This is a genomic window from Tessaracoccus terricola (assembly GCF_054776555.1).
Map to the genome: position 1 here is coordinate 279211 of NZ_BAAHBS010000004.1, position 21306 is coordinate 300516.

Annotated in this window: 20 protein-coding genes; 13 read left to right on the plus strand and 7 right to left on the minus strand. The window is 65.3% G+C overall.

Annotated elements, in window-relative coordinates; genetic code table 11:
• Positions 1–33 precede the first annotated feature (33 nt).
• Positions 34–1059: a glycosyltransferase gene (locus tag ACYU7G_RS07045; RefSeq protein ID WP_461107254.1), complete on the plus strand. Its 1026-nt coding sequence runs from the start codon at positions 34–36 to the stop codon at positions 1057–1059.
• A 1725-nt stretch (positions 1060–2784) separates the two neighbouring features.
• Complete coding sequence (locus ACYU7G_RS07050; protein WP_461106198.1) at positions 2785–3951, plus strand: nucleotide sugar dehydrogenase; 1167 nt, start codon at positions 2785–2787, stop codon at positions 3949–3951.
• Between the two features lie 8 nt (positions 3952–3959).
• Here the strand turns inward: ACYU7G_RS07050 and ACYU7G_RS07055 are convergent, their stop codons facing one another.
• On the minus strand, positions 3960–5078 hold the full coding sequence (locus tag ACYU7G_RS07055) for an enolase C-terminal domain-like protein (protein ID WP_461106200.1): 1119 nt from the start codon (positions 5076–5078) through the stop codon (positions 3960–3962).
• Positions 5079–5170: 92 nt separating this feature from the next.
• On the opposite strand from ACYU7G_RS07055, the gene ACYU7G_RS07060 reads away from it, so the two are divergent.
• Positions 5171–5881, plus strand: coding sequence for a FadR/GntR family transcriptional regulator (locus tag ACYU7G_RS07060; RefSeq protein WP_461106202.1), 711 nt, complete (start codon positions 5171–5173; stop codon positions 5879–5881).
• Here ACYU7G_RS07060 and ACYU7G_RS07065 read toward each other — a convergent pair.
• From ACYU7G_RS07065 to ACYU7G_RS07085, 5 genes are all read right to left on the minus strand, one after another.
• The gene (locus ACYU7G_RS07065; protein ID WP_461106204.1) at positions 5878–6633 is read right to left on the minus strand and encodes an SDR family NAD(P)-dependent oxidoreductase; all 756 of its coding nucleotides are present in this window, start codon (positions 6631–6633) and stop codon (positions 5878–5880) included. The two genes, ACYU7G_RS07060 and ACYU7G_RS07065, sit on opposite strands and share 4 nt — an antisense overlap.
• Positions 6634–6655: 22 nt before the next feature.
• Entirely contained in the window at positions 6656–7888 is a 1233-nt protein-coding gene (locus ACYU7G_RS07070; RefSeq protein WP_461106206.1) for a UxaA family hydrolase, read from the minus strand.
• Positions 7881–8240 (minus strand): UxaA family hydrolase, encoded by a 360-nt coding sequence (locus tag ACYU7G_RS07075; protein WP_461106208.1) that lies wholly within the window; start codon positions 8238–8240, stop codon positions 7881–7883. The genes ACYU7G_RS07070 and ACYU7G_RS07075 overlap by 8 nt, the downstream gene beginning before the upstream one ends.
• A complete protein-coding gene (locus tag ACYU7G_RS07080; protein ID WP_461106210.1) occupies positions 8240–8929 on the minus strand; it encodes an RraA family protein in 690 nt (229 codons plus the stop codon). The genes ACYU7G_RS07075 and ACYU7G_RS07080 overlap by 1 nt, the downstream gene beginning before the upstream one ends.
• Positions 8930–9009: 80 nt before the next feature.
• Positions 9010–9693: a GntR family transcriptional regulator gene (locus ACYU7G_RS07085; RefSeq protein ID WP_461106212.1), complete on the minus strand. Its 684-nt coding sequence runs from the start codon at positions 9691–9693 to the stop codon at positions 9010–9012.
• A gap of 128 nt (positions 9694–9821) precedes the next feature.
• On the opposite strand from ACYU7G_RS07085, the gene ACYU7G_RS07090 reads away from it, so the two are divergent.
• Genes ACYU7G_RS07090 through ACYU7G_RS07110 form a run of 5 tightly spaced genes read left to right on the plus strand, consistent with a single transcriptional unit; the run spans position 9822 to position 14886 of the window.
• Positions 9822–10943 carry a mandelate racemase/muconate lactonizing enzyme family protein gene (locus tag ACYU7G_RS07090; protein WP_461106214.1) on the plus strand — a complete coding sequence of 374 codons (1122 nt, stop codon included), beginning with the start codon at positions 9822–9824 and terminating at the stop codon, positions 10941–10943.
• A gap of 10 nt (positions 10944–10953) precedes the next feature.
• Entirely contained in the window at positions 10954–11973 is a 1020-nt protein-coding gene (locus ACYU7G_RS07095) for a zinc-binding dehydrogenase (protein ID WP_461106216.1), read from the plus strand.
• A 29-nt stretch (positions 11974–12002) separates the two neighbouring features.
• A complete protein-coding gene (locus ACYU7G_RS07100) occupies positions 12003–13043 on the plus strand; it encodes a C4-dicarboxylate TRAP transporter substrate-binding protein (protein WP_461106218.1) in 1041 nt (346 codons plus the stop codon).
• Complete coding sequence (locus ACYU7G_RS07105; protein ID WP_461106220.1) at positions 13040–13603, plus strand: TRAP transporter small permease; 564 nt, start codon at positions 13040–13042, stop codon at positions 13601–13603. The genes ACYU7G_RS07100 and ACYU7G_RS07105 overlap by 4 nt, the downstream gene beginning before the upstream one ends.
• Entirely contained in the window at positions 13600–14886 is a 1287-nt protein-coding gene (locus tag ACYU7G_RS07110; RefSeq protein WP_461106222.1) for a TRAP transporter large permease, read from the plus strand. Before ACYU7G_RS07105 ends, ACYU7G_RS07110 begins: the two co-directional genes overlap by 4 nt.
• A 123-nt stretch (positions 14887–15009) precedes the next feature.
• Here the strand turns inward: ACYU7G_RS07110 and ACYU7G_RS07115 are convergent, their stop codons facing one another.
• Complete coding sequence (locus ACYU7G_RS07115; RefSeq protein ID WP_461106225.1) at positions 15010–15996, minus strand: LacI family DNA-binding transcriptional regulator; 987 nt, start codon at positions 15994–15996, stop codon at positions 15010–15012.
• A gap of 185 nt (positions 15997–16181) precedes the next feature.
• On the opposite strand from ACYU7G_RS07115, the gene ACYU7G_RS07120 reads away from it, so the two are divergent.
• The 5 genes from ACYU7G_RS07120 to ACYU7G_RS07140 are packed head-to-tail and all read left to right on the plus strand — an operon-like array spanning position 16182 to position 21305.
• The gene (locus tag ACYU7G_RS07120; RefSeq protein WP_461106227.1) at positions 16182–17207 is read left to right on the plus strand and encodes an autoinducer 2 ABC transporter substrate-binding protein; all 1026 of its coding nucleotides are present in this window, start codon (positions 16182–16184) and stop codon (positions 17205–17207) included.
• Positions 17208–17233: 26 nt separating this feature from the next.
• Positions 17234–18751, plus strand: coding sequence for a sugar ABC transporter ATP-binding protein (locus tag ACYU7G_RS07125; protein WP_461106229.1), 1518 nt, complete (start codon positions 17234–17236; stop codon positions 18749–18751).
• The gene (locus ACYU7G_RS07130) at positions 18748–19764 is read left to right on the plus strand and encodes an ABC transporter permease (protein ID WP_461106231.1); all 1017 of its coding nucleotides are present in this window, start codon (positions 18748–18750) and stop codon (positions 19762–19764) included. The genes ACYU7G_RS07125 and ACYU7G_RS07130 overlap by 4 nt, the downstream gene beginning before the upstream one ends.
• Positions 19761–20837 carry an ABC transporter permease gene (locus tag ACYU7G_RS07135; protein WP_461106233.1) on the plus strand — a complete coding sequence of 359 codons (1077 nt, stop codon included), beginning with the start codon at positions 19761–19763 and terminating at the stop codon, positions 20835–20837. The genes ACYU7G_RS07130 and ACYU7G_RS07135 overlap by 4 nt, the downstream gene beginning before the upstream one ends.
• Before the next feature lie 27 nt (positions 20838–20864).
• Positions 20865–21305 (plus strand): VOC family protein, encoded by a 441-nt coding sequence (locus ACYU7G_RS07140; RefSeq protein ID WP_461106235.1) that lies wholly within the window; start codon positions 20865–20867, stop codon positions 21303–21305.
• Position 21306: the final 1 nt, after the last annotated feature.

Here is a 21306-nt window from a genome sequence, read left to right on the forward strand (position 1 = left end):
ACGGAGCCGCCGCGCCCTGGTTCAGCAGCAGAAATGCACCTCACGGCCATCGCGGAGGGCCTCTCCAAGCGTGGGTGGTCTGTCACACGCCGGTGGGCATCGCACGACGGCCCGAAGGGGATCGCGCGGTTAGTGCGATCGAACATTGCGGCCTTGAAGTCGATCAAGGGCTCGGACGTGGTCTACTTTCGTTGGCACGTACTTGACTCACTTCTTATAGTGTGGTGCCGGATCCTCAAGACTCCTTTCGTGCTGGAGGTCAATGGGCCGCCCTCCGATATTGTTGCGGCGCATAGGCTGCTACGACCGGCGCGGAGGATCTTCACGTGGATAGCGAAGCGGCATATGAGGGCAGCTTCGGGAATCATAGCGGTGGGGGATGGGCTGGCCGGATACCTTGAGGAATTGTCGGGCCGCACGGATGTCCGGGTGATACGAAATGGGGCGCCTGCCAGACTGTCAAGAAACGTCAGGCCAGCGAACGGTGATCGCTTTGTGCTCTACTTTGGGGACTTCTCTTCTTGGCAAGGAATCGATGTGCTCCTACGTGCCAGAGCGCTAGAAAGTTGGCCTTCTGAGTACGATCTGGTGGTCGTAGGAGATGGGAGAATGACCCCAGAGGTTGAAGCAGCAGCGGCTAAGGGGCTCCTGACCTACAAGGGGAGATTGGAACGGGAAAGCCTGCATTCTCTACTGGCCGAAGCGTCGGTCACAGTGAGTGCGCAGAGCAGCCTTTTGGAGCGCAACCGATACGCCGGTTTGCCGTTCAAGGTCACTGAGAGCCTCATGCTGGGGGTGCCTGTAGTAGCATCGGACACCGCCGGGCAGCGTCGGACGGTTCGGGAATGTCCGGCAGGGTGGGTGTACTCTGACGACGATCCTGAGCAGTTGAATGATTGCCTGAAGCGCTCGGTCACGGTGCCTCTTGAGAAGCGTGTGGAACTGTCCAGCTGGGCCGCAGAGCATCTGTCTTGGGGGCGTGTGGTGGAGGAGACGGAAGGCGTTTTGCTGCCTCTCGTGTCTCGTCGAAGGCAGCGCAACGACGAACTGGGCCAGTAGGGAGGGTCTGATGGTTGGCATCTTCGCCATCGTCGCGATCGCGTTTGCCGTGATTGTCGCAGCGCGACTGTTGGTGAAGTATTCAATTGCCAACCCAGCGGGATGGTTCCTGTTGATCAGTGTGGCCTTTCTGAATCTCGGGTACTTGTTGTTCTACCACCGGGATGGATGGCGTGATGGCACTCCCGCGAGTGAAGGACTGTTGGTTACCTCGCTTGGGCTATTCGTTGCTACTTCTGTGGCCTTTCTTGGTCATCTCGTGATGAACCAAGGGCTCAGGGTGTGGAAAGCGGGCACCCGTCGGACCCCCTCTTCGCGCTTGGCTGCCCCTGCGGAGATCGAAGAAGAGGTGGGTGGGGATGCCTCTGGTCCAACTTTCCGAATAGCGATCTTGTGTGTTTGCGTTTTGGGACCTGCATGGATCTACTTCGCTCTGCTGGGTAGCATCCCACTTTTTCAAGCAGTTCGAGATGTGGCGTCTGGGGGCCTCGAGGGCTTGGGGTCCTTGCAGGCCGCACGCTTGGCTCGGGATCCATATGTCACGGCGGGGGCCTCATATATCCCCCTCCAGGGCCTATGGGAAACATTCAGGAATTTCGGTGCACCACTCGTTTTTGCGTACGCGCTCCTCCAGCGGTTAGTCAATGGGCGATCGAGGGCAACTGACGTAGCGATGGTTGCTGCGATCGTGACCTCGCTTGCGGCCGGCCAACGGTGGCCTCTGATGTACGTTCTGTTGGCTGGGATAGTCGCATTGGGGCAGGCAGGGAAGGAAGTGCCAAGGAAGCTCGTCTTTCGTTTTGTGTGGGTTGGAGTAGCAGCCGGTGCAGTGCTGAGCGCTCTACAAGCACGTAGCCAAGAGGACGTTTCGTCCTTTGTCTCGGCGGTGTGGTTTGGTTTCCTCAACCTTATCGAGCGTATTGTCCTCGGGCAGGTGGAGGTCCCAGCCGCTAGTTATGGACCAGCGGGCGAAGTGTTTAGGGGCATGGGTGGTTATAGCTATTGGGTTTCCTTTCAGGCTTACCTGCCGGGTAGTGGAGCGAGTTTTCCGGTTGAGTTTCATCGAGTGATCACAGGTCAGAGCCGCGGATTCACTGCGTCACCCGACCTCTATACCGAGGCGTACCTGAACTTTGGCCTAGTGGCGGCGATGATAATTCCTGCTGTGTTAATGATGGGACTTGTCGTGTTGCACTATGTGCCAGCAGTCTCGTTGGAGGGGCGTGCGATCAAGGTGGCGCTGATCACTGTATTCGCGTTTATGTCTTATCGGAGTCCCATCGCTCAGGCAAGCATTATATTCCCTGTCATCGCGGCAGCAGCAGCTTTCTGGGTTTCTAGACCGCGGAAGGCGCCACGCGAGCGAAAGTCAACTCGGACAAGGGAAGCTTCGGTCACTCTCATGCGGTCCTAATAGGAGGAACCAGTATGGTCGTCCACCTCGACCGAGGGACACCTCCTCGTTGCGTTTTGATACCCACCGTGCACTCGGGGTTCAGGTGGGACAGAGTGGGGTGTCTTGGCCTTCTCTCAGCGGCCCCCCGTCACAATGAGGGTCAGTTCCGATGTATCCCACTTCGGGCAGCAGACCTTTGATCTGTCTGTGGAGGTGGCAGTTGTCAGGGACAATGAACCGTCAGGCACCGCCGGTACGGTCAACCGGAGGGTCTATCCACTGTCGACGGCAGTCTTGTTTTGGGTCAGCACTAGGAACTGGAGTCTTTGATGAAGATCGTCGTGGTTGGTACTGGGTACGTGGGGTTGTCGAATGCGGTGATCCTGGCGCAGCACAATCAGGTGACGGCCGTGGACATCAATGCGGCGAAGGTGGCGCAGATCAATGACCGGGTCTCGCCGATCATCGATGTGGAGTTGCAGGACTACCTGACGAACAAGGACCTGGACCTGAGGGCGACCACTGATGGTGCTTCGGCGTATGCGGAGGCCGACTTCGTGGTGGTGGCGACGCCGACCGATTATGACCCGCAGCACAATTACTTCGACACGTCGTCGGTGGAGTCGGTGGTGGCTGCGGTGTTGGCGGTGAATCCGGCGGCTGTGGTGGTGGTGAAGTCGACGGTGCCGGTGGGGTTCACGGCCGAGCTGAAGCAGCGGCACGAGGGTGCGTCGATCATTTTCTCGCCGGAGTTCCTGCGTGAGGGTCGGGCGTTGTATGACAACTTGTACCCGTCGCGGATCGTGGTGGGGGAGCGCTCGGAGGCGGGTCGTGGGTTTGCGGACCTGTTGGTTGAGGGTGCCGAGGCCAGGGATGTGCCGGTGTTGTTGACTGATGCGACGGAGGCCGAGGCGATCAAGTTGTTCGCGAACACGTATCTGGCGTTGCGGGTGGCGTACTTCAACGAGTTGGACACCTATGCGGCCTCGCGTGGGTTGGACACGGCTCAGATCATTGAGGGTGTTGGTTTGGATCCGCGGATCGGTTCGCACTACAACAACCCGTCGTTCGGGTACGGGGGCTACTGCTTGCCGAAGGACACCAAGCAGTTGTTGGCGAACTACTCCGACGTGCCGCAGAACCTCATTGCGGCGGTGGTGGATGCGAACCACACGCGCAAGGACTTCATCGCTTTTGACATCATCAAGCGTCAGCCGCGGGTGGTTGGGGTGTACCGGTTGGTGATGAAGTCGGGTTCGGACAACTTCAGGGCCTCAGCGATCCAGGGGATCATGAAGCGGATCAAGGCGAAGGGGATCCCGGTGATCGTGTATGAGCCGGAGCTGGCCGAGGACACGTTCTACAACTCTGAGGTGGTGCGTGATCTGGAGGAGTTCAAGGCTCGCGCTGATGTGATCATCGCCAACCGGCGTATCGAGGTGCTCGACGACGTGGCGGAGAAGATCTACACCCGAGACATCTACGGACGAGACTGAGGTCAAGCTCAGGGGTGGGTAACCCGGTGTGAGACGCAGCCCTTGTCCACCGCATCCCAGTCAACCTCGACCCCTATCCCCGGGGCCTCGGACGGAGAGATGAAACCGTCCTCAGTCACTGGCAGAGGATGCTTGGCAGGGAACTGGAAGGCCTTCTCGGGGACGAAGTACTCGAACCAGTCGCAGTTGCCGATGGCGCAGGACACGTGGACGTTGACCATGTCCATCAGCCCCATGGTGGTGGTGTGGATCTCACAGTTCAGGCCGAAGGCTTCTGCGAGGTGGGCGATCTTCATCGTGCCCGTGATCCCGGCTTTCCAGCTGACGTCTGCGCGCACGATGTCTGCGGCCCGCTGGGCGATCACCTGGGCAACGCCCCAGTGTGCGCCAGCAGTGGTCTCGGTGGCCGCGATCGGGATGTCCAGCTGCCGGCACAGCTCGGTGTACTTGTAGGTCTCGACGTCCCGGAAGGGCTCCTCGAGCCACCGGTAGTTGAGCTTTTCAAGGTGCCGGCCAACCCTTAGCGCATCATCCAGCGTGTACTCGCCCACGGGGTCGCTCATCAGGACCATGTCCGGTCCAACGGCGTCACGAAGGGCCTCGTGCACCTCCATGTCAGTCTCCCAGGGGCCAGGGGGGTGTGCCTTGTAGGCGCGAATGCCCCGGGACTGATAGTGCAGGGCCTCGGTGACGTACTCGTCGACAGAGGTGTGGAACAGACCGCTGGCATATACCGGCAACCGGTCACGCCTGGCTCCGAGGTAGCGGTACAGCGGCAGCCCGGCATCGATGGCCGCCATTTCCCACAGGGCGACGTCGATGGGTCCCGGCAGGTACAGCGGGAAGAAGACGAGGTGGCGGTTCACGTTCCACAGGTCGTGCCAGATGGCCTCCCTGTCAGTGGCCTCCCGGCCCAGGATGATGGGGGCGATCGTGTCGTGGATCAACGCCTCCGGCACCACGCCGCCACGCGCGGCGAGACAGGAGGCAGTGCCCACCACGCCCGTGTCCGAGTGGAGCTGCAGCACCAGGACGTCCCAGTCCATCGGGGCGCCGCCCTCGCGGCTGGCGTCGAAGAGGCTCTCCTCCCGGTGCACGAGCCAGGTCTCGACCTTGGTGATCTTCATGGGGTTTGTCTCCTTGCGGGGGTGCGGTGCAGCAGGCTTGACAGGTGGCAGCGGCCACGGTCGAATGCAGGAATGGACGAGGGAGCGCTCGGATGATGCACAGTGACGTGGTGGAGGGAGTCGGGCGCATGGTGCTCCAGCAGGAGAGCGCCAACCCGGTGCTGCCCATCGAGCCGGAGCTGTGTGAAATGTTCGGTGTGAGCCGCAGCGTCCTGCGTGAGGCGATGAAGTCCATCGCGGCCAAGGGGCTCATCGAGGTGCGCCCCCGCGTCGGAACGCGCATCCGGCCCCGGCACCTGTGGAACAACCTGGACCCCGACGTGCTGCGCTGGTCCGCCGCCCAGGACCGGGAGAGGACCATCGTGGAGCTCAACGAGCTGCGGCAGGCCATCGAGCCGGCTGCCGCGGCGTTGGCCGCCCGGCACGCAAACGCCGACGAGCGCTCCGAGATCTGGGACCACTACTTGCGCATGGAGGATGCCGTGCGGGACCGCGACCTTGCAAGCTTCATCGAGGCGGACACCCGATTCCACACGGGCATCCTCGGGGCCGGTGGCAACGAGTTGTTCCGCTCCCTCGGGCACGCCATCGACGTCGTGCTCCAGGACAGCTTCCGGTCCGAGGCCGCCAGCATCGACGACGTCGCCAGCAGCATCCCGCTTCACCGCGCCGTCGCCGCCGCGATCACGGGCTGCCTGCCCGACGAGGCAGCCGCGGCCATGCGCGCGGTGGTGGGGTTCACGCTGCAGCGCATCGGCCAGGACCGCCAGGGCTTCAGTGCCCGCGCCGAGGCCACCACCTAGAATCCCACCAGGGCGCCGCCGTCCACCGGCAGGCACACGCCGGTGACGAAGCTCGCCGCCGGGCTGGAGAGGTAGACCGCGGCCAGGCCGATGTCCGACGGCGTGCCCACGCGCTCCATCGGGGTACGGCCCAGGATCTTTCTCAGCCGCTCCGGGTCGTCGTCGGTGGCCTTGCGGAACATCGCCGTGTCGATCCAGCCCGGTGCGATCGCGTTCACCCGAACGCCATCCGGGCCCGCCTCTGCGGCGAGGGCCCGCATCACGCCCAGGATGCCGGACTTGGCGGCCGAGTAGCCGGTGACCGCCGGCATGCCGATGTAGCTGGTCATGCTGCCGATGAACAGCAGCGAACCCGAACGCCGTGACCGCATGGTGGGCAGGAATGCCTTGCTCAACGCGAACGCCCCCACCAGGTGGACGTCCAGTACGTCTGTGAAGTCCTCCACAGTCATCTCGTCCACCAGCTTCTTGCGGTGGTTGCCGGCGTTGTTCACAAGCACGTCCACCGGCCCGAAACGCTCCTGCACCATGGCCGCCACATCGGGGGCTGCAGCGGTGTCCGTGACGTCGAAGGGGATGTGGTGGACGGCATCCCCGAAGCGGGCCAACTCGTCCGAGGGGTTCCGGCTCAGCACCACCACGCGTGCGCCAGCGGAGACGAAGGCCTCCGTCATGCCCAGCCCCAGCCCGGTGGCTCCACCGGTGATCACGGCCGTCATGCCGTCGAGTGAGAAGGGGGATCCAACTGTCATGTTCAAACTCCTGGTGTGATGGTCAACTGCAGGCGGGCGCGAAGGACACCGTCGGCACCTGGTACTTGTACGGGATGCAGTACTCCTTGTGGCCCAGCGCCTCGCTTCGAGTCAGTTGCCCCGCAGCAGTTCCGGCCACCAGCTCGAGCAGGGAATCGCGGGCCTGGGCCTGTGTCTGCCGCCCCGTGAGCACCATGCTGGCATCGAAGTCCATGTCCTCACGCATCCGCTCGAACGTCTGGGAGTTGCCGGTGATCTTGATGGTGGGTGCCACGGGTGAACCCACCACGGAACCCCGGCCGGTGATGAACAGCAGGATGTGCGCCCCGCAGGAGATGAGGTCGATGAGGCCTTCGCTGTCGTTCGGGTTGGTGATGCCGAACTGCATGAAGTGGGGGTCCGGGGTGGAGTCGAGCAGCCACAGCCCAGGGTGGGGGACGGGCATGGACACCTTGAGCACCCCCTCGATGGGGCGGGTGCCGCTCTTGACCACGGCACCCATGCTCTTCTCCTCGATGGTGGTCAGGCCGCCGGCGAAATTGCCCGGGCTGACGGAGTACTGCCTGACGGAGCGGCAGTACTCCAGGGCCTTGTCATAGGTTGCGCCGATGTCCGACGCGGCGTCCTCGTCGCGGGCGCGGGCCAGGAGTTGCGCGCGCAGGCCGATGGCCTCCACGATCTCCTCGAAGATGGCTGTGCCGCCGGCGTCGACGAGGACGTCGAAGAAGCTGCCTACGACAGCGTTGCCCGCCAGGCCGCTCGTGAAGTCGCTGCCGCCGCACTCGGCGCCCACCACCAGATCTGTGAGTCCCATCGGCACCCGTGGGGTGGCTGCGATGGCCTGCTGCAACTCCCGCACCGCCGCCACGCCGTGCTCGATGCTGGAGGTGGTGCCGCCGTGGTCCTGGATCCGGAACCAGGTGGTGGGACGCCCCGTCTCATCGGCCAGGGCTGCCAGCTTGTCCGGCTGCAGGTACTCGCACCCCAGCCCCACCAGTAGCGCCGCGCCGACGTTGGGGTGTCGCAGGAGCGCTCCCAGCAGTCGGATGGCGTACTCGTTGTCCGTGCAGCCTGCGAAGCCCACCACCTCGACGTCGTTGTCGGCGCAGGCGCGGACGATCTCGTCGGCCACGAAGTGGGCACACTCAACCGTGTAGACAACCAGGACACGGTTGCGGATTCCCAGCGACCCGTCGGGGCGCTGGTAGCCGAGCCACGTCAGCTCCTCGGGTGCGGCGACGCTCTGGTCAGGCATAGTTCACGTCCTGCGGTGCTCCGGTGACCGGGTCCAGGGATGCGGAACGCTCGTCGAACAGGCTCCGCGCGCAGTGGAGGTGGACCCAGGCGCCAGCGGAGATTTGCGCGCTGGCCTCGGCAATGGTGATCCCGTACTTGACCACGGGGTCTCCGCTCTTGTGCGGCACCAGGGCGAGCTTGTGGCCGCGGGGGATCGTCTCACCTGCCGTGACGACGTGCTCCATCGCGCCCCGGAGCCGCACCGGTCCGGGTGGGACCTCCTCCAGGGCAGTGGCCACCGTGTCCCCCGCGGAGACCACATACGCCGCAGGTGCGGACGGATCGGGTGCCACGCAGTCGCTGGCAGGCATCACAGGATCCCGTACTTGGCGAAGGCGGCCGTCGCCGTCATGCCGCCCTCGATGGCCCGGCGCACCAGCTTCTCCTGCGAGGCCTTCTCCATGGCCTCCTCCACGACGGACAGCGCGATGCCCGAGGGAATCACCAGGACGCCGTCCAGATCGCCGAAGACGATGTCGCCGTCGTCGATCTGCACGCCACCGATCTCGATGCGGCAACGGAAGTCCACCACCTGGGTGCGGATGGATGAGTCCTGTGCCCACGGACCCCAACTGAAAACGGGCCAGTCCTGCTCCAGCACCTGCGGGGTGTCCCGGTGGTAGCCGTTGACGACGGCGCCCACCGCGCCCCGTGTGCGGGCCGTTGCCGTGAGCATCTCTCCCCAGTAGGCGCAGCGCTGCGTGCCCCCGGTAGCCAGGTAGACCTCGTTGGGACGCAGGTCATCCAGTGCCTCTGTGAGGCGGCCGAAGGGCTTCTTCTGCGGCCCGAACACGTCGATCATCAGCACCGTCATGGCGCGGCCGGCCACCTTCATCCCGGGCTGGAGCGGCATCACGCTCGGCGGCAGGAACTGGTGCGCCAGGCCACGTGCGTCAAGGATGTCGCCCACCACCGGGGTGTAGAGGCTGGTGCGCAACGCCTCCAGCATCCCGTCAGCATCCAGTTCAGCGTTCTCCTGTGCCACAGGGGCAACACTCATGACCTTCACCACTCCTTCGTAAGGTGATCAATGGTCTGATGATAATAGCGCTCACCCCGAGCCGTGGCCAGCGATTCGTCTCAGTTCTTTCCGGGCGGGTCGGCCAGGTTGGGGTTGCGCCTGACGTACTCGAGCGACCGCAGGGAGGCTGCCAGGGAGTGGTTCAGGTGGTAGATCAGGGCGTCAGTGGCCGCCGTGGCGTTCTCGCGCAGCGTGGCGTCGATGATGGCCAGGTGCTCCGGGAGGTTGTGCTTCGGGTCTGACGTGCCGAGCGACGCCGCATACATGGCCAGGCGGAACTGCTGGCGCATCAGGCCCTGGTGCAGCGATGTGAGGATGGAGTTGTCCACCACCGCAACCAGGAAGCAGTGGAACTCGACATCCAGGTGGTAGTGGGCCTCGGTTTCGCCGTCGCCCAGCTCCTCGAATCGGCGGCGCAGGTCGAAGAGTTCCCGCTTCGGGTAGGTGGAGATGTACTGGGTCAGCACGGCGGGCTCCAGCAGGCGGCGGGTCTGGTAGAGCTCGGTGACGCTCTGCTCCGAGAATGCGGCCACCTGCATCCCTTTGCGCGGGTACACCACCACCAGTCGCTCGCGCCGGAGCCGCTGCAACGCCTCGCGAACGGGGGTGCGCCCGATCCCGGTCTCGTCGCTGATGCCCTGTTCCGAGATGGTCTGGCCGGGGAGGTAGGCGCAGGACTGGATGCGCTCCAGCAGTAGTTCGTAGGCCTGGTCTGCCAGGCCCCCGGCGGGCGTGGTGCTCACGACTTCTCCTCCTAGGGGTGTGGAGCAAAGCTACTTCAATAATCGGTTGACACACATCACAGGACGTACTTAGTATCTGGTGATACATCAACCGTGTCACATCACCGACTGAAGGACGAAGGCGTTCTGTGGACACAAGCAGGATCATAGACATACGGGTCTACGAGGCCACCTCGAGCATCTCCAGGGCGATCTCGGATGCCACCCATGACATCTCGAAGATCGCGTTCCTCGTGCTCGAGGTGGAGACCGCCGGCGGCGTCACCGGGCAGGGGTACCTGCTGTCCTTCCACTATTCAGAGCAGGCCGTCAAGGGCGCCCTCGCGGATCTGGTGGAGTTCACGTTGCCGCGGGACTACAAGGTCCACGAGACCCTCCAGGTCCAGCGGGACTACGAGGCCGAGTCTGAGTACTTCGGGATCGAGGGGCTGCAGCGCTGGGCGCTGGCGACGCTCAACGTCGCCATGTGGGATGCCTGGGGGCGCCAGTTGGGCCAGCCTGTGTGGCGGCTGCTGGGCAACCACAACCGCCCCATCCCGGTCTATGGCAGCGGTGGTTGGCTCTCCTACACCGACGACGAACTGCTCGAGGAGGTCCGGGGCTACAAGGCCCGTGGATTCCGGGCGGTTAAGATCAAGGTCGGGTCATCCGAGCCAGGGCGGGACATCGAGCGCCTGCGCCGCGTGCGCGACGCCGTCGGCCCGGAACTGGGCATCATGATGGACGCGAACCAGGGCATGGACGTGCCCGGTGCGCTGGAGTTGAGCCACGCCGCCCAACCGCTGGGCATCCGCTGGTTCGAGGAGCCCATTGCGCGCGACAACTACGAAGGTTTCGCCACCCTGCGCCACCGCACCCAGATCTCCATCGCGATGGGGGAGCGGGAGTACAACAGCATCGGCCTGCGCGAGCTCCTGGACCGTCGGGCCATCGACCTGTGGCAGCCCGACATCATCCGGATCGGCGGGGTGGAGGCCTGGCGCGAGTCCGCGGCGCTCGCGGCCACGCACGGCATCCCGGTGCTGCCCCACTACTACAAGGACTACGACGTCCCGCTGCTGGCCACCGTGTCCAACGCCTATGGCGCCGAGTCCTTTGACTGGATCGATGGACTCATTGACAACCAGATGGTCATCCAGGACGGACTGGCCCGCCCACGCGAAGGTGCCGGGTGGGGATTCACCTTCCGTCAAGAACTGCTGAACGAGGTCCACATGCCCTCGTCCCAGCTCACCGCGAAAGCAAGCTGAGGAGGCAACAGTGCCCAGCATCGTCCTGACCGAGCCGTTCCAGGTATCGGTCGCAGACACCCCCAAGCCCACGCCTGCCGCAGGTGAGGCGCTGCTGAAGATGGTCTACGGCGGGGTGTGCGGCAGCGACCTGGCTTCCTACCGTGGCGTCTCCCCGTACGTTTCCTACCCGAGAACTCTCGGGCACGAGTTCTCGGCCGAGGTCGTGGAGGTGGGGGACAACCCGCACGGCATCCGCCCCGGCATGTTGGTGACGGCTCTGCCCTACTTCGCCTGCGGCACCTGCCGGGGATGCCGATTGGGAAAGCCCAACGCGTGCCGCAACAACCAGACGATGGGGGTGCAGCGCGAAGGCGCCTTCTCCACCTGGTTCACCCTGCCCACCGAGCGGATCTACGACGGCACGGGCATCGACCCGCGGGCGCTGGCGCTGGTGGAGCCGTTCGCGATCAGCCACCACGCCGTCACCCAGGGGAAGGTGGGGCCCGGGGACAAGGTCCTTGTGTTCGGGGCCGGCGCCATCGGGATCCTCGCGGCCGTGGCGGCACGCAGCCGCGGGGCCGAGGCCTGGATCGCCGACATCTCACAGGAGAAGTTGGACCGGGCAGTCGAGCAGTTCGGCTTGGACGGTGGCCTGAACAGCGCCAACGCTGACGAGATGTCCGCACGGGTGGCGGAGCTGACCGGGGGAGACGGCTTCGACGTCACCATCGAGGCCGCCGGTGCGGCAGCCGCCTTCGAGGCCGCGGTGGAGCACACTGCAACCCTGGGGCGCGTCGTCGAGGTGGGGGTTTCCAGCCAGCGCGCCAACTTCGACCAGACGATGCTGCAGCGCAAGGAACTCACCATGGTGGGCTCCCGGGGCGCCACGGCAGCCGACTTCGCCGCCTGCCTCGCCCTCGTACGCGAGGGGGACGTCGACCTCACACGGCTAGTCACGTTTGAAACACCAGCGGCGGAGGCACCGGACGCCTTCACCCGTCTCCATCGCGAGTCCGCGGTGGTCACCAAAGTCCTGTTCCGATTCTGAACCGGACGATCCAAAGGAAAGGGAAGCACATGCGCATCAAGAAAAGGACCTGCATCGTCGCAGCCGGACTCGCCGCCAGCGTCGCGCTGCTCGGCGCCTGCAGCAACGAGTCCGCCGGAGGCGGCGGTGAAGACGTCGAGGGCGACGTCGTCACCATCGAACTCGGCTTCGAGAACACGATGGAGGAGCCCGTCGGCCAGGCGGTGCAGTACTGGGCGGACCAGTTGGAGGAGCAGAGCGGCGGCCAGATGAAGCTGGACCTGTACCCGAACAGCGCCCTCGGCAGCAAGCCTGAGCTCATCGACCAGATGGTGGCCGGGGAGGGCGTCATCACCATCGCCGACGGCGGCTTCTACGCCGAGTTCGGCGCACCGGACATGGGCATCCTGTACGGACCGTTCTTCTTCCAGTCCTGGGACGAGGTCTGGAATCTCGTGGAGAGCGACTGGTACGCCGAGCAGAGCGAACTGCTGGCCGACAAGGGCTTGACCCTTCTGGCCTCCAACTGGATCTATGGCGACCGCCACCTGATGACCACCAAGGAGGTCCACACCCCGGCCGACATCGCAGGGATGAACATCCGGCTGGCCAACAGCAAGGTGTTCGTCGAGGGCTTCAACGCCATTGGCGCCAACGCCGTGGCGATGGACCTCGGCGACGTCTACACCGGCCTGCAGACCGGCGTCGTCGAAGGTGTCGAGAACCCGATGTCCACCCTATACGGGCAGAGTTTTCAGGAGGTTGCCCCCTACCTGCTGAAGACCTCACACATCCGGAACTTCACCACTTGGGTGACGAGCACCGACTTCCTCGACACCCTGACCGACGAGCAGCGCGAACTCCTCATCAGCACCGCAGAGGAGGCAGGCCTGCACAACAACGAGCTCGCCGAGGCCGCCGACTCCGAGTACCAACGGATGTTGGAGGACGACGGCGTGACCGTGTCCGAGGTGACCGACGAGGAGCGCCAGCAGTGGGAGGACGCGGCGCAGGGATTCTATGACCTGGGCGACGAACTGGGCTGGAGCGAGGGCCTCTTCGACACCGTCCAAGAGGCGAAGAGCAAGTGACCTCAGAGGCCCAGGTCATCTTGGGGACGGACGAACCCCCCACCCGGAACAGGGCCCTCAGGGCCCTGTTCACGGTGGAAAACGTCCTCGCCGGCATCGTCCTTGTGATGCTCGTGGGCATCACCATCCTCGGTGTGGTGATGCGCTACGTGCTGCGGCAGCCGCTGCCCTGGCTGATCGAGATGCAACTCGCCGGCATGGTGTGGGTGGCGTTCCTCGCCGCAGCGATGGGGTTCCGGTACAAGGCGCACGTGGCCATCGAGATCATCATCGACCTCCTCCCAGCCCGCGCCCAGGCCGTGGCCGAAGTGGTCATCGGAATCATCGTCTACGCACTACTCGGATTCCTGTTCTACTCGTGCCTCGCGTACCTGCAGAACTTCGTGACCTCCGGGCGCAGCACGCCAATCCTCCGGATTCCGTACTACCTGATCTACGGGGTGGCGCCAGTGGCCTGCGTGCTGATGGCCATCAGTTACACGGCCGGATACTTCGTTCCTGCCCTCCGTACCCTGTTCGGGCGCCGGAATGCGGCCGTCGAAGGTGGTGAACCTGCATGAGTACCGCCGTCGTCCTGATGATCGTTGCCCTGCTGGTGCTGCTGTTCCTGAAGGTTCCGGTGTTCATCGCCGTCTTCGGTGCATCCGCGGTCTACTTCCTCATGAACCCCGGGATCAACATCTCGCTGTTCGCGCAACAGGCCATCACCGGTGCGGAGAGCATCCCGCTGCTTGCCATCCCGTTCTTCGTCGGCGCCGGGGTGCTGATGAACTACACCGGCGTGACGGCCAGGATCATGGACTTCTGCGCCGTCCTGACCGGGCGCCTGTGGGGTGGTCTGGCCCAGGTCAACGTCCTGCTGTCCACGATGATGGGCGGGCTGTCCGGTTCGGCTCTGGCCGATGCCGCCATGGAAGCCAAGATGCTGGTCCCGCAGATGACAAAGAAGGGCCTGTCCAAGTCCTTCTCCAGCGTCGTGACCGCTGCCTCGGCGATGATCACCCCGTTGATCCCGCCCGGGATCGGGCTGATCCTCTACGGCGTCGTCGCCAACGTGTCCATCGGAAAGCTGTTCGTCGCCGGCATCGGGCCGGGCCTGCTGCTGTGCCTCTCGATGATGGGGATGGTCTCGCTCATCTCCCGCCGGCGTGGCTACAAGCCGCTGCGTGCTGACCGTCCGAAGGGGTCCGAACTGTGGAAGTCGTTCCGGCCGGCGATCCTTCCCCTGTGCCTGCCCATCCTCATCATCGGAGGCATCCGGATCGGTGCGTTCACCGCCACTGAGGCGGGAGCCGTGGCGATCCTGTTCGCCATCATCCTGGGGCTGGTCTACCGGGAACTCCGGTTCCGCGAGACCCTCACAAGCATCCGGGAAACCCTGACGACGTCGTCCTCGGTGCTGCTCATCGTGGCCGCCGCATCGACGTTCTCCTGGATCCTCACCAAGGAACGCATCCCGCAGCAGTTCACCGAATGGATGACGACCACGGTGGACAGCAAGTGGCTGTTCCTGCTGGTGGCGTGCATCTTCCTGCTGATCATCGGGATGTTCATCGAGGGCAACGCGACGATGATCGTGCTCGCCCCGTTGTTCGCGCCGGTGGCCGTGGCGCAGGGGATCGACCCTATCCAGTTCGCAATGATCTTCATCTTTGCCAACGCGGTCGGTTCCTTCACGCCGCCGATGGGCACCCTGATGTTCGTGGTGAACAGCGTGACCGGCACAACGACACGCGAGTTCATCAAGGAGGCCGTCCCGTTCTACGGCCTGTTGCTGGGCTGCCTGCTGTTGCTCGTGCTGGTTCCTTCGGTTTCCACCGGGCTGGTGTCGCTGGTGTTCTGACGTCCGCAGCAGCCAATGGGTACTGGGACGAACACCTCCATCGGCATCCTCGTCGACGAGCCGTACATCGCCAAGTGATGATGAAGCGCCTCCCAGCCCGGTCCGCGCCTTCCGCACCCGAGGCTAGCGTTGACGGGTGGTGGTCTGCCGGACCTGGAGGGTGCCGGGGATGGTGATGCGGGCACCGGAGCGGGTGGAGTCCCTGCCCTGGGTGAGCAGCCGGACGGCCTCGGTGGCGATCAGTTCCATCGGCTGGCGCACGGTGGTGAGGCTGGGCAGCATCAGGGAGGCCAGTTCGATGTCGTCGAAGCCCGTCACCAGGACGTCGTCGGGGACGTGGTGCCCGGCTGCCTGGAAACCGGCCACCACGCCCAGCGCGAGGAGGTCGTCGGTGCAGACCACGGCGTCGGGGAGTTCCCCGGAGGCCAGGAGGTGCTCCGCGGCGGCGCGGCCCTCGGCGATGGAGAAGGTGACGTCGATGACGTGTTCTGGTGCAAGTGTGATGCCCAGGCGGGAGGCCTCCGAGGTGACCTCCAGGGTGCGGACCGAGGCCGAGAGGGAGGCGTCGGTGCTGGTGACGTGTGCGATGCTGCGCACGCCGCGCTCGTGGAGGTGCGCCATGACGTCGCGGATGCCGGTGCGGTCCTCGACGCCCACCCACGGGATCCGCAGGCTCGGCACCTCGCGGTCGAGTTGCACCACCGGCACCTGGCCGACGGCCGCAGTCATCGCCGGGGCGCTGCCCTCCGCGTGTGCGGGAACGATGAGGATCCCGTCGACGGTGCCCGCCGACATCGAGCGCAGGCGCCTGGCCTCCAACTCGACGCTGCCGCGCGAGTCGCTGAGGAACAGGTTCAGCTCGTGCGTGCTGAGTGCGTGCTCCACCTCCTCCACCAGCTCGGTGAAGAACGGGTTGCGGATGCTGGGCACCACCATGCCCACGGACCGGGTCTGCGAACTGCGCAGCGCACGGGCGATGGGGTTGACGCGGTAGCCGAGCCGGGCAGCCGTCTTCTCCACCAGTTCCGTGGTGGCGGCGCTCACCTTGTGTGCACTGCCACCCAGCACGCGGGACACCGTCGCCGTCGACACACCCGCTGCCTCTGCCACATCGGACAGCCGGGCGGGCAATCGATCTCCACTGACCATGACGTCCATTTTAGCGGACCTTGACTTGTTTCGCACAGGATGGTTACGCTCTGCGATGTAATCGTTTGCCATCCTCATTGACGAGTAAGCGTCAACCGGACCCCGCCGCAGTGGTCGGGCGCCGGCACAACCGATTGGAGACCCAGATGAACAAGAAGTCCCTCCTCGCAGGCGTCGCCGCAGCCGCGCTCCTGCTCACGGCCGCCTGCACCAACCGCAACGATCCCGGAACGGACGCCTCGGAACCCGCGGCCGCCGGCGGGGACGGCGCCACCGTCGCCTTCGTCCCGAAACTGCAGGGCATCCCGTACTTCGAGGAGATGAACCGCGGTGGTGAGGCGGCGGCGGAAGAGTTCGGATTCACCTGGCTGTACCAGGGCCCCACCAGCTCGGACGCGGCCGCGCAGGCCGACATCGTGCGCTCCTTCATCCAGCAGGACGTCGACACCCTCATCGTGGCCCCGAATGATCCGGACTCCCTCGCCCCGCTGCTCCAGGAGGCGCAGGACAAGGGCATCCGCGTGGCCACCTCGGACACGGACGCGCCCAACTCCATCCGTGAGCTCTTCGTGAACCAGACCACCACGGAGAACCACGGCGCCACGCTGGCCGAGACCCTCGCCGAGGCCATGGGCGGTGAGGGCAACTTCGCGATCGTCTCCTGTGGCGAGACCGCATCCAACCTCAACGCCTACATCGACTCGGCGAAGGCGAAGATGGAGGCCGACTACCCTGGGATCACCTTCACCCAGACCGTCTACGCCGGTGAGGACCAGGCCAAGGCCACCCAGATGGCCACCGACCTGCTCAACGCTGATCCGGAACTGCGAGGGATGATCGGCATCTGTGCCTCCGCGGCCCCGGCCGTCGCACAGGCGGTCCGGGACGCCGACCGGATCGGTGAGGTCTTCACCGTCGGCGGCGGCACCCCCAACGACATGAGGTCCTACCTCCTCGACGGCTCCTCCAGTGGCTCGGTGCTGTGGAACGTCTCCGATCTGGGCTACCTCACCGGTTGGGCCGGCCTGCAGCTCGCCGAGGGGAACGAGTTCGACGAGCAGATCAGCGTCGGTGACCTCGACGGCGTCGAGTACGACCCCGAGACGAAGATGATGCTGCTCGGTGGGCCGTTCGTATTCACCAAGGACAACGTCGAAGACTTCGACTACTGAGCCGTACCGGACCCTGGAGCAATGACATGACGACCCCGGCCCCGCCACGGATCGAACTCAAGGACATCACCAAGTCCTTCGGTGGTGTCCACGCCCTCCGCGGCGCCACGCTCCGGGTGGAGCCCGGCTCCGTTCACGCCCTCATCGGCGAGAACGGGGCCGGCAAGTCCACCCTGATCAAGATGATCGCCGGGCTGCAGAGCCCCGACTCCGGCACCATCGAGCTGGATGGCGAGCAGATCCAAATCCAGAGCCCTGCGGAGGCGATGGACCTGGGGATCCGCACGGTCTACCAGGAGCCGGAACTCGTCCCGGAGTTGACCGTCACCGAGAACATCTTCCTGGGCCGGGAGTTGACCTCCAGGGGACAGATCTCCTGGTCGGAACAGATCGCAGCCACCGCCGAGGTCCTGGACCTGATCCAGTTCCCGGCCGAGCGCGCCGGGCTGCCGATGCGTCGGCTGTCCATCGCCGAGCAGCAGCAGGTGGCCATCGCGAAGGCGGTTGCGGACGAGGCGCGAATCCTCATCCTCGACGAGCCGTCGGCCATCCTCACCGACTCGGAGATCGAGCGGCTCTTCGGCATCGTCCGGCGACTCGCGGCCAGCGGTGTGTCGGTCATCTACATCACCCACCGCCTCGACGAGGTGTTCGCGATCAGCGACACCATCACGGTGTTGCGCGATGGGCGCGAGGTGCAGTCGCTTCCCACCAGCCAGGCCAACATGCGCGACGTCATCCACGCCATGGTCGGCGACGTCGAGACGCGGGCACGCGAGGTGGGGGAGAAGGGCGACGTGGTGCTCCGGGCCACCGACATCGGCTTCACCGCCGACGGACCGCACAACAGCCTCAGCGTCCGAGCCGGCGAGATCGTCGGCCTCTACGGACTACTCGGCTCGGGCACCTTCGAGTTCGCGGAGGCCTGCTACGGCATGCGCCCCCAGTACGGCGGCACCATCGAGATCGACGGGAAGCCCGTTCGTGTCGCATCCCCTCGCGACGCCAAGGACGCCGGCGTCGCCATGGTCCCCGCCAACCGTGCCGGCCAGGCGCTCTTCTCCTTCCAGAGCATCGGCTTCAACATCTCCATCCGCGAACTGCAGCGGGTCAGCCGGTTCGGGATCCTCAAACTGCGTGACGAACTGAAGCGGGTCAAGGAACTCATCACCTCCCTGCGGGTGAAGACCCCGAGCCCGCGCCAGCCCGTCTCCGCCATGTCCGGCGGAAACGCCCAGAAGGTCGTCATGGCTCGGCAGATGATCGGGGCGCCCCGGCTCCTCGTGCTGGCCGAGCCGACCCAGGGCGTCGACGTCGGCGCCAAGGAGGAGATCCATCAGTTGGTGGAGGAGATGGCCTCCGACGGTGCTGCCGTCCTGATGGCCACCACCGACCTCACCGAGATCATGCGCATGTGTGACCGGGTGCTGGTCTTCCGCGAGGGCGAGATCGTCCACGAGTTCACCCCAGGGTTCACCCAGGCCGAGCTGCTCTCCGCAGCGGCCGGAGTGGCCCACGACACCGCAGGCAGCGAGAAGCCATGACCGCCACCGCAACCACGAAACCAGCAGCCCCGAAGCAGTCCACCCGTGGCCTCCTCCCCGCCCTGGTCACCGGCCAGGAGTGGGTGCTGCTCGCCCTGATCGCAGCCCTGTGGGTGGCCCTCGGCCTGTCCACGCCCGCATTCCTGACGCAGGGCTCCCTGGTGCCGCTGCTGGTGGCGGTGGCGCCGATCGCACTCATCGGCATCGGCATGACCTTCGTGATGATCACCGGCGGCATCGACGTCTCCGTCGGCGGCATGGTGATGGTCACCTCCGTCGTGGCCGCCAAGCTGCTCGTGGACGGCGGCCTGCCCGGGCCACTCGCACTGCTGGTGGCCGTGGCGGTGGGAGCGCTGCTGGGCCTGGTCAACGGCCTGTTCGTGGCCTACGGCGGGATCCATCCCATCATCGTCACGTTCGGTACCGCCAACCTCTTCCAGTTCATCGCGCTGCGCACCTTCAACTCGAACACGGTCAGCGGCATCCCCTCCACCTTCGACGTCTTCGGGCGCGGTGAGGCCGGGCGCACACTGGGTGTCCCGCACAGCTTCGCGCTGACGGTGGTCCTCGTCGCGCTGGCATGGTGGTACCTGCGGCACTTCCGTGCCGGGCGGCACCTCTACGCCGTCGGCGGGAACAACCAGGCCGCGGTCCGCGCCGGTGTCAAGGTGGCCGGCCTCGCGGTGTCCTCCTACGCACTCGTCGGCGCGCTGTCCGGGTTCGCCGCCACCTTCGTCATCGCCCAGGGGACCAGCACCCTTGACCAGTCCGTCGGCATCGGCATGGAACTGCTCGTCATCGCGGCAGTGGTGATCGGCGGCACCTCCGTGCTTGGTGGCCGTGGTTCGGTGCTCGGCACGTTGCTGGGGGCCGTGCTGGTGCAGACGGTCCGCTCGGGCGTCACCCAACTCGGCTGGCCGTCGCAGTCCGCCGACCTGTTCGTCGGCATCGCCATCGTCTCGGCCGTCGGCATGGACATCCTCCGCGAGCGTCGGAGCAGGAGCCTCTCATGAACAACAACCCCAATGCCCTCGCCCGCGTCCTCGAGACGGTCAGGACCAACAGGGTCCTGCTCCTGACGGTCCTGTTGGGGGTGGTCGTCGCCGCCATGATGGCCTTCAGCGCCGCCGGCTACACCTCCGGCGCGTACAACCCCGACTACATGGCCACGGCGCTCATCAACGCCGTTCCGCTGGCCATGCTCGGCCTCGCGCAGATGCTGGTCATCCTCTCCGGCCGCGCAGGGATCGACCTCTCCGTGGGGGCCGTGGTCTCCCTCAGTGGCGTCGTGTTCGGCTTCGCCTATGGGATCTGGGAGTGGCCGCTCTGGCTGGCGATCCTGCTGGCCGTGGCCGTGGGAGTGGTGTGCGGAACCATGAACGGCGTACTGGTGGCCTACATCGGCTTCCCGCCCATCATCGCCACGCTCGCCACCTTCTACGCGCTCAAGTCCCTGGCGCTGTTGGTCAGCAACCAGTCGCCCATCAACACCCCGCCCATCCAGGACTTCTACTCGGCCGCCCAGGCTGTGGAGATCCCCCTTGTCGGCGCCTACCTGCCGCTGGTGCCGCTGGGGCTGCTGACCTTCTTGGTGCCCGTCGCTGTGCTGGTCTGGTTCATCGTGAACCGCACGACCTTCGGCCGCACCCTCTACGCCAGTGGCACCAATGACACGGCCGCCCTGTGGGCAGCCCTGCCCAACCGTCGCACCCGCTGCCTGAGCTACTCGCTGGCCGGTGGCATCGCAGGGCTCACCGGTGTGTTCGTCGTGGCCCAGTTCGCATCGGCCCGACCCGACGCCGGAGTCACGGGCAATGGCATGTCCCTGCCCGCCATCACGATCGCAGTGCTGGGAGGAGTGGCCATCACCGGTGGCATCGGACGCGTGAGCGGTGTGCTGCTCGCCACCCTCGTCGTGGTCTGGCTCAACGCGGGCATCCTGCTCCTGTTCCCCGGGAACGAGGGCAGCCAGATGCAACTCCTGGCCCTCGGTGTCCTGCTGCTGGGCGCATCCCTGCTCAACGGATCACTGAAGATTCCCTGGCGGCGCAAAGTCCGTCAGAGCTCCACCACCAAGGCCGCCTGAGCGCGGCGAACTGAAAGGAAGATGACCATGGGTCTCCTCAACCACATCGGAGTGACCGTCTCAAACCTCGAGCGCTCCATCGAGTTCTACACCAAGCTGGGCATCCAGCAGCCGCCCGCCGAGTGGGTCTTCCCCATCAGCGGCGAGTGGCTGAGCAAGCTCGTCCAGGAGGAGGGCGCCGAGATCCGGGTCGCCTTCCTGCCCGTCCAGGATGACGTCGTCCTCGAACTGCTCGAGTACCAGACGCCCCAGGGCGCCAAGACCAACACCAAGCCCAACCGGGACGCCGGGGCGATGCACATCGCCCTCAACGTCGACGACGTCGACGAGGTCTACAACCGGCTCAGGGGAGAGGTGGAGTTCAACTCCGAGCCCCAGACCGTCGAGATGGGCCCCTGGGCGGGCAACAGGGTGGTCTACCTGAACGACCCGGACGGCACCCCCGTCGAGCTCGTGCAGAACGTGTGAT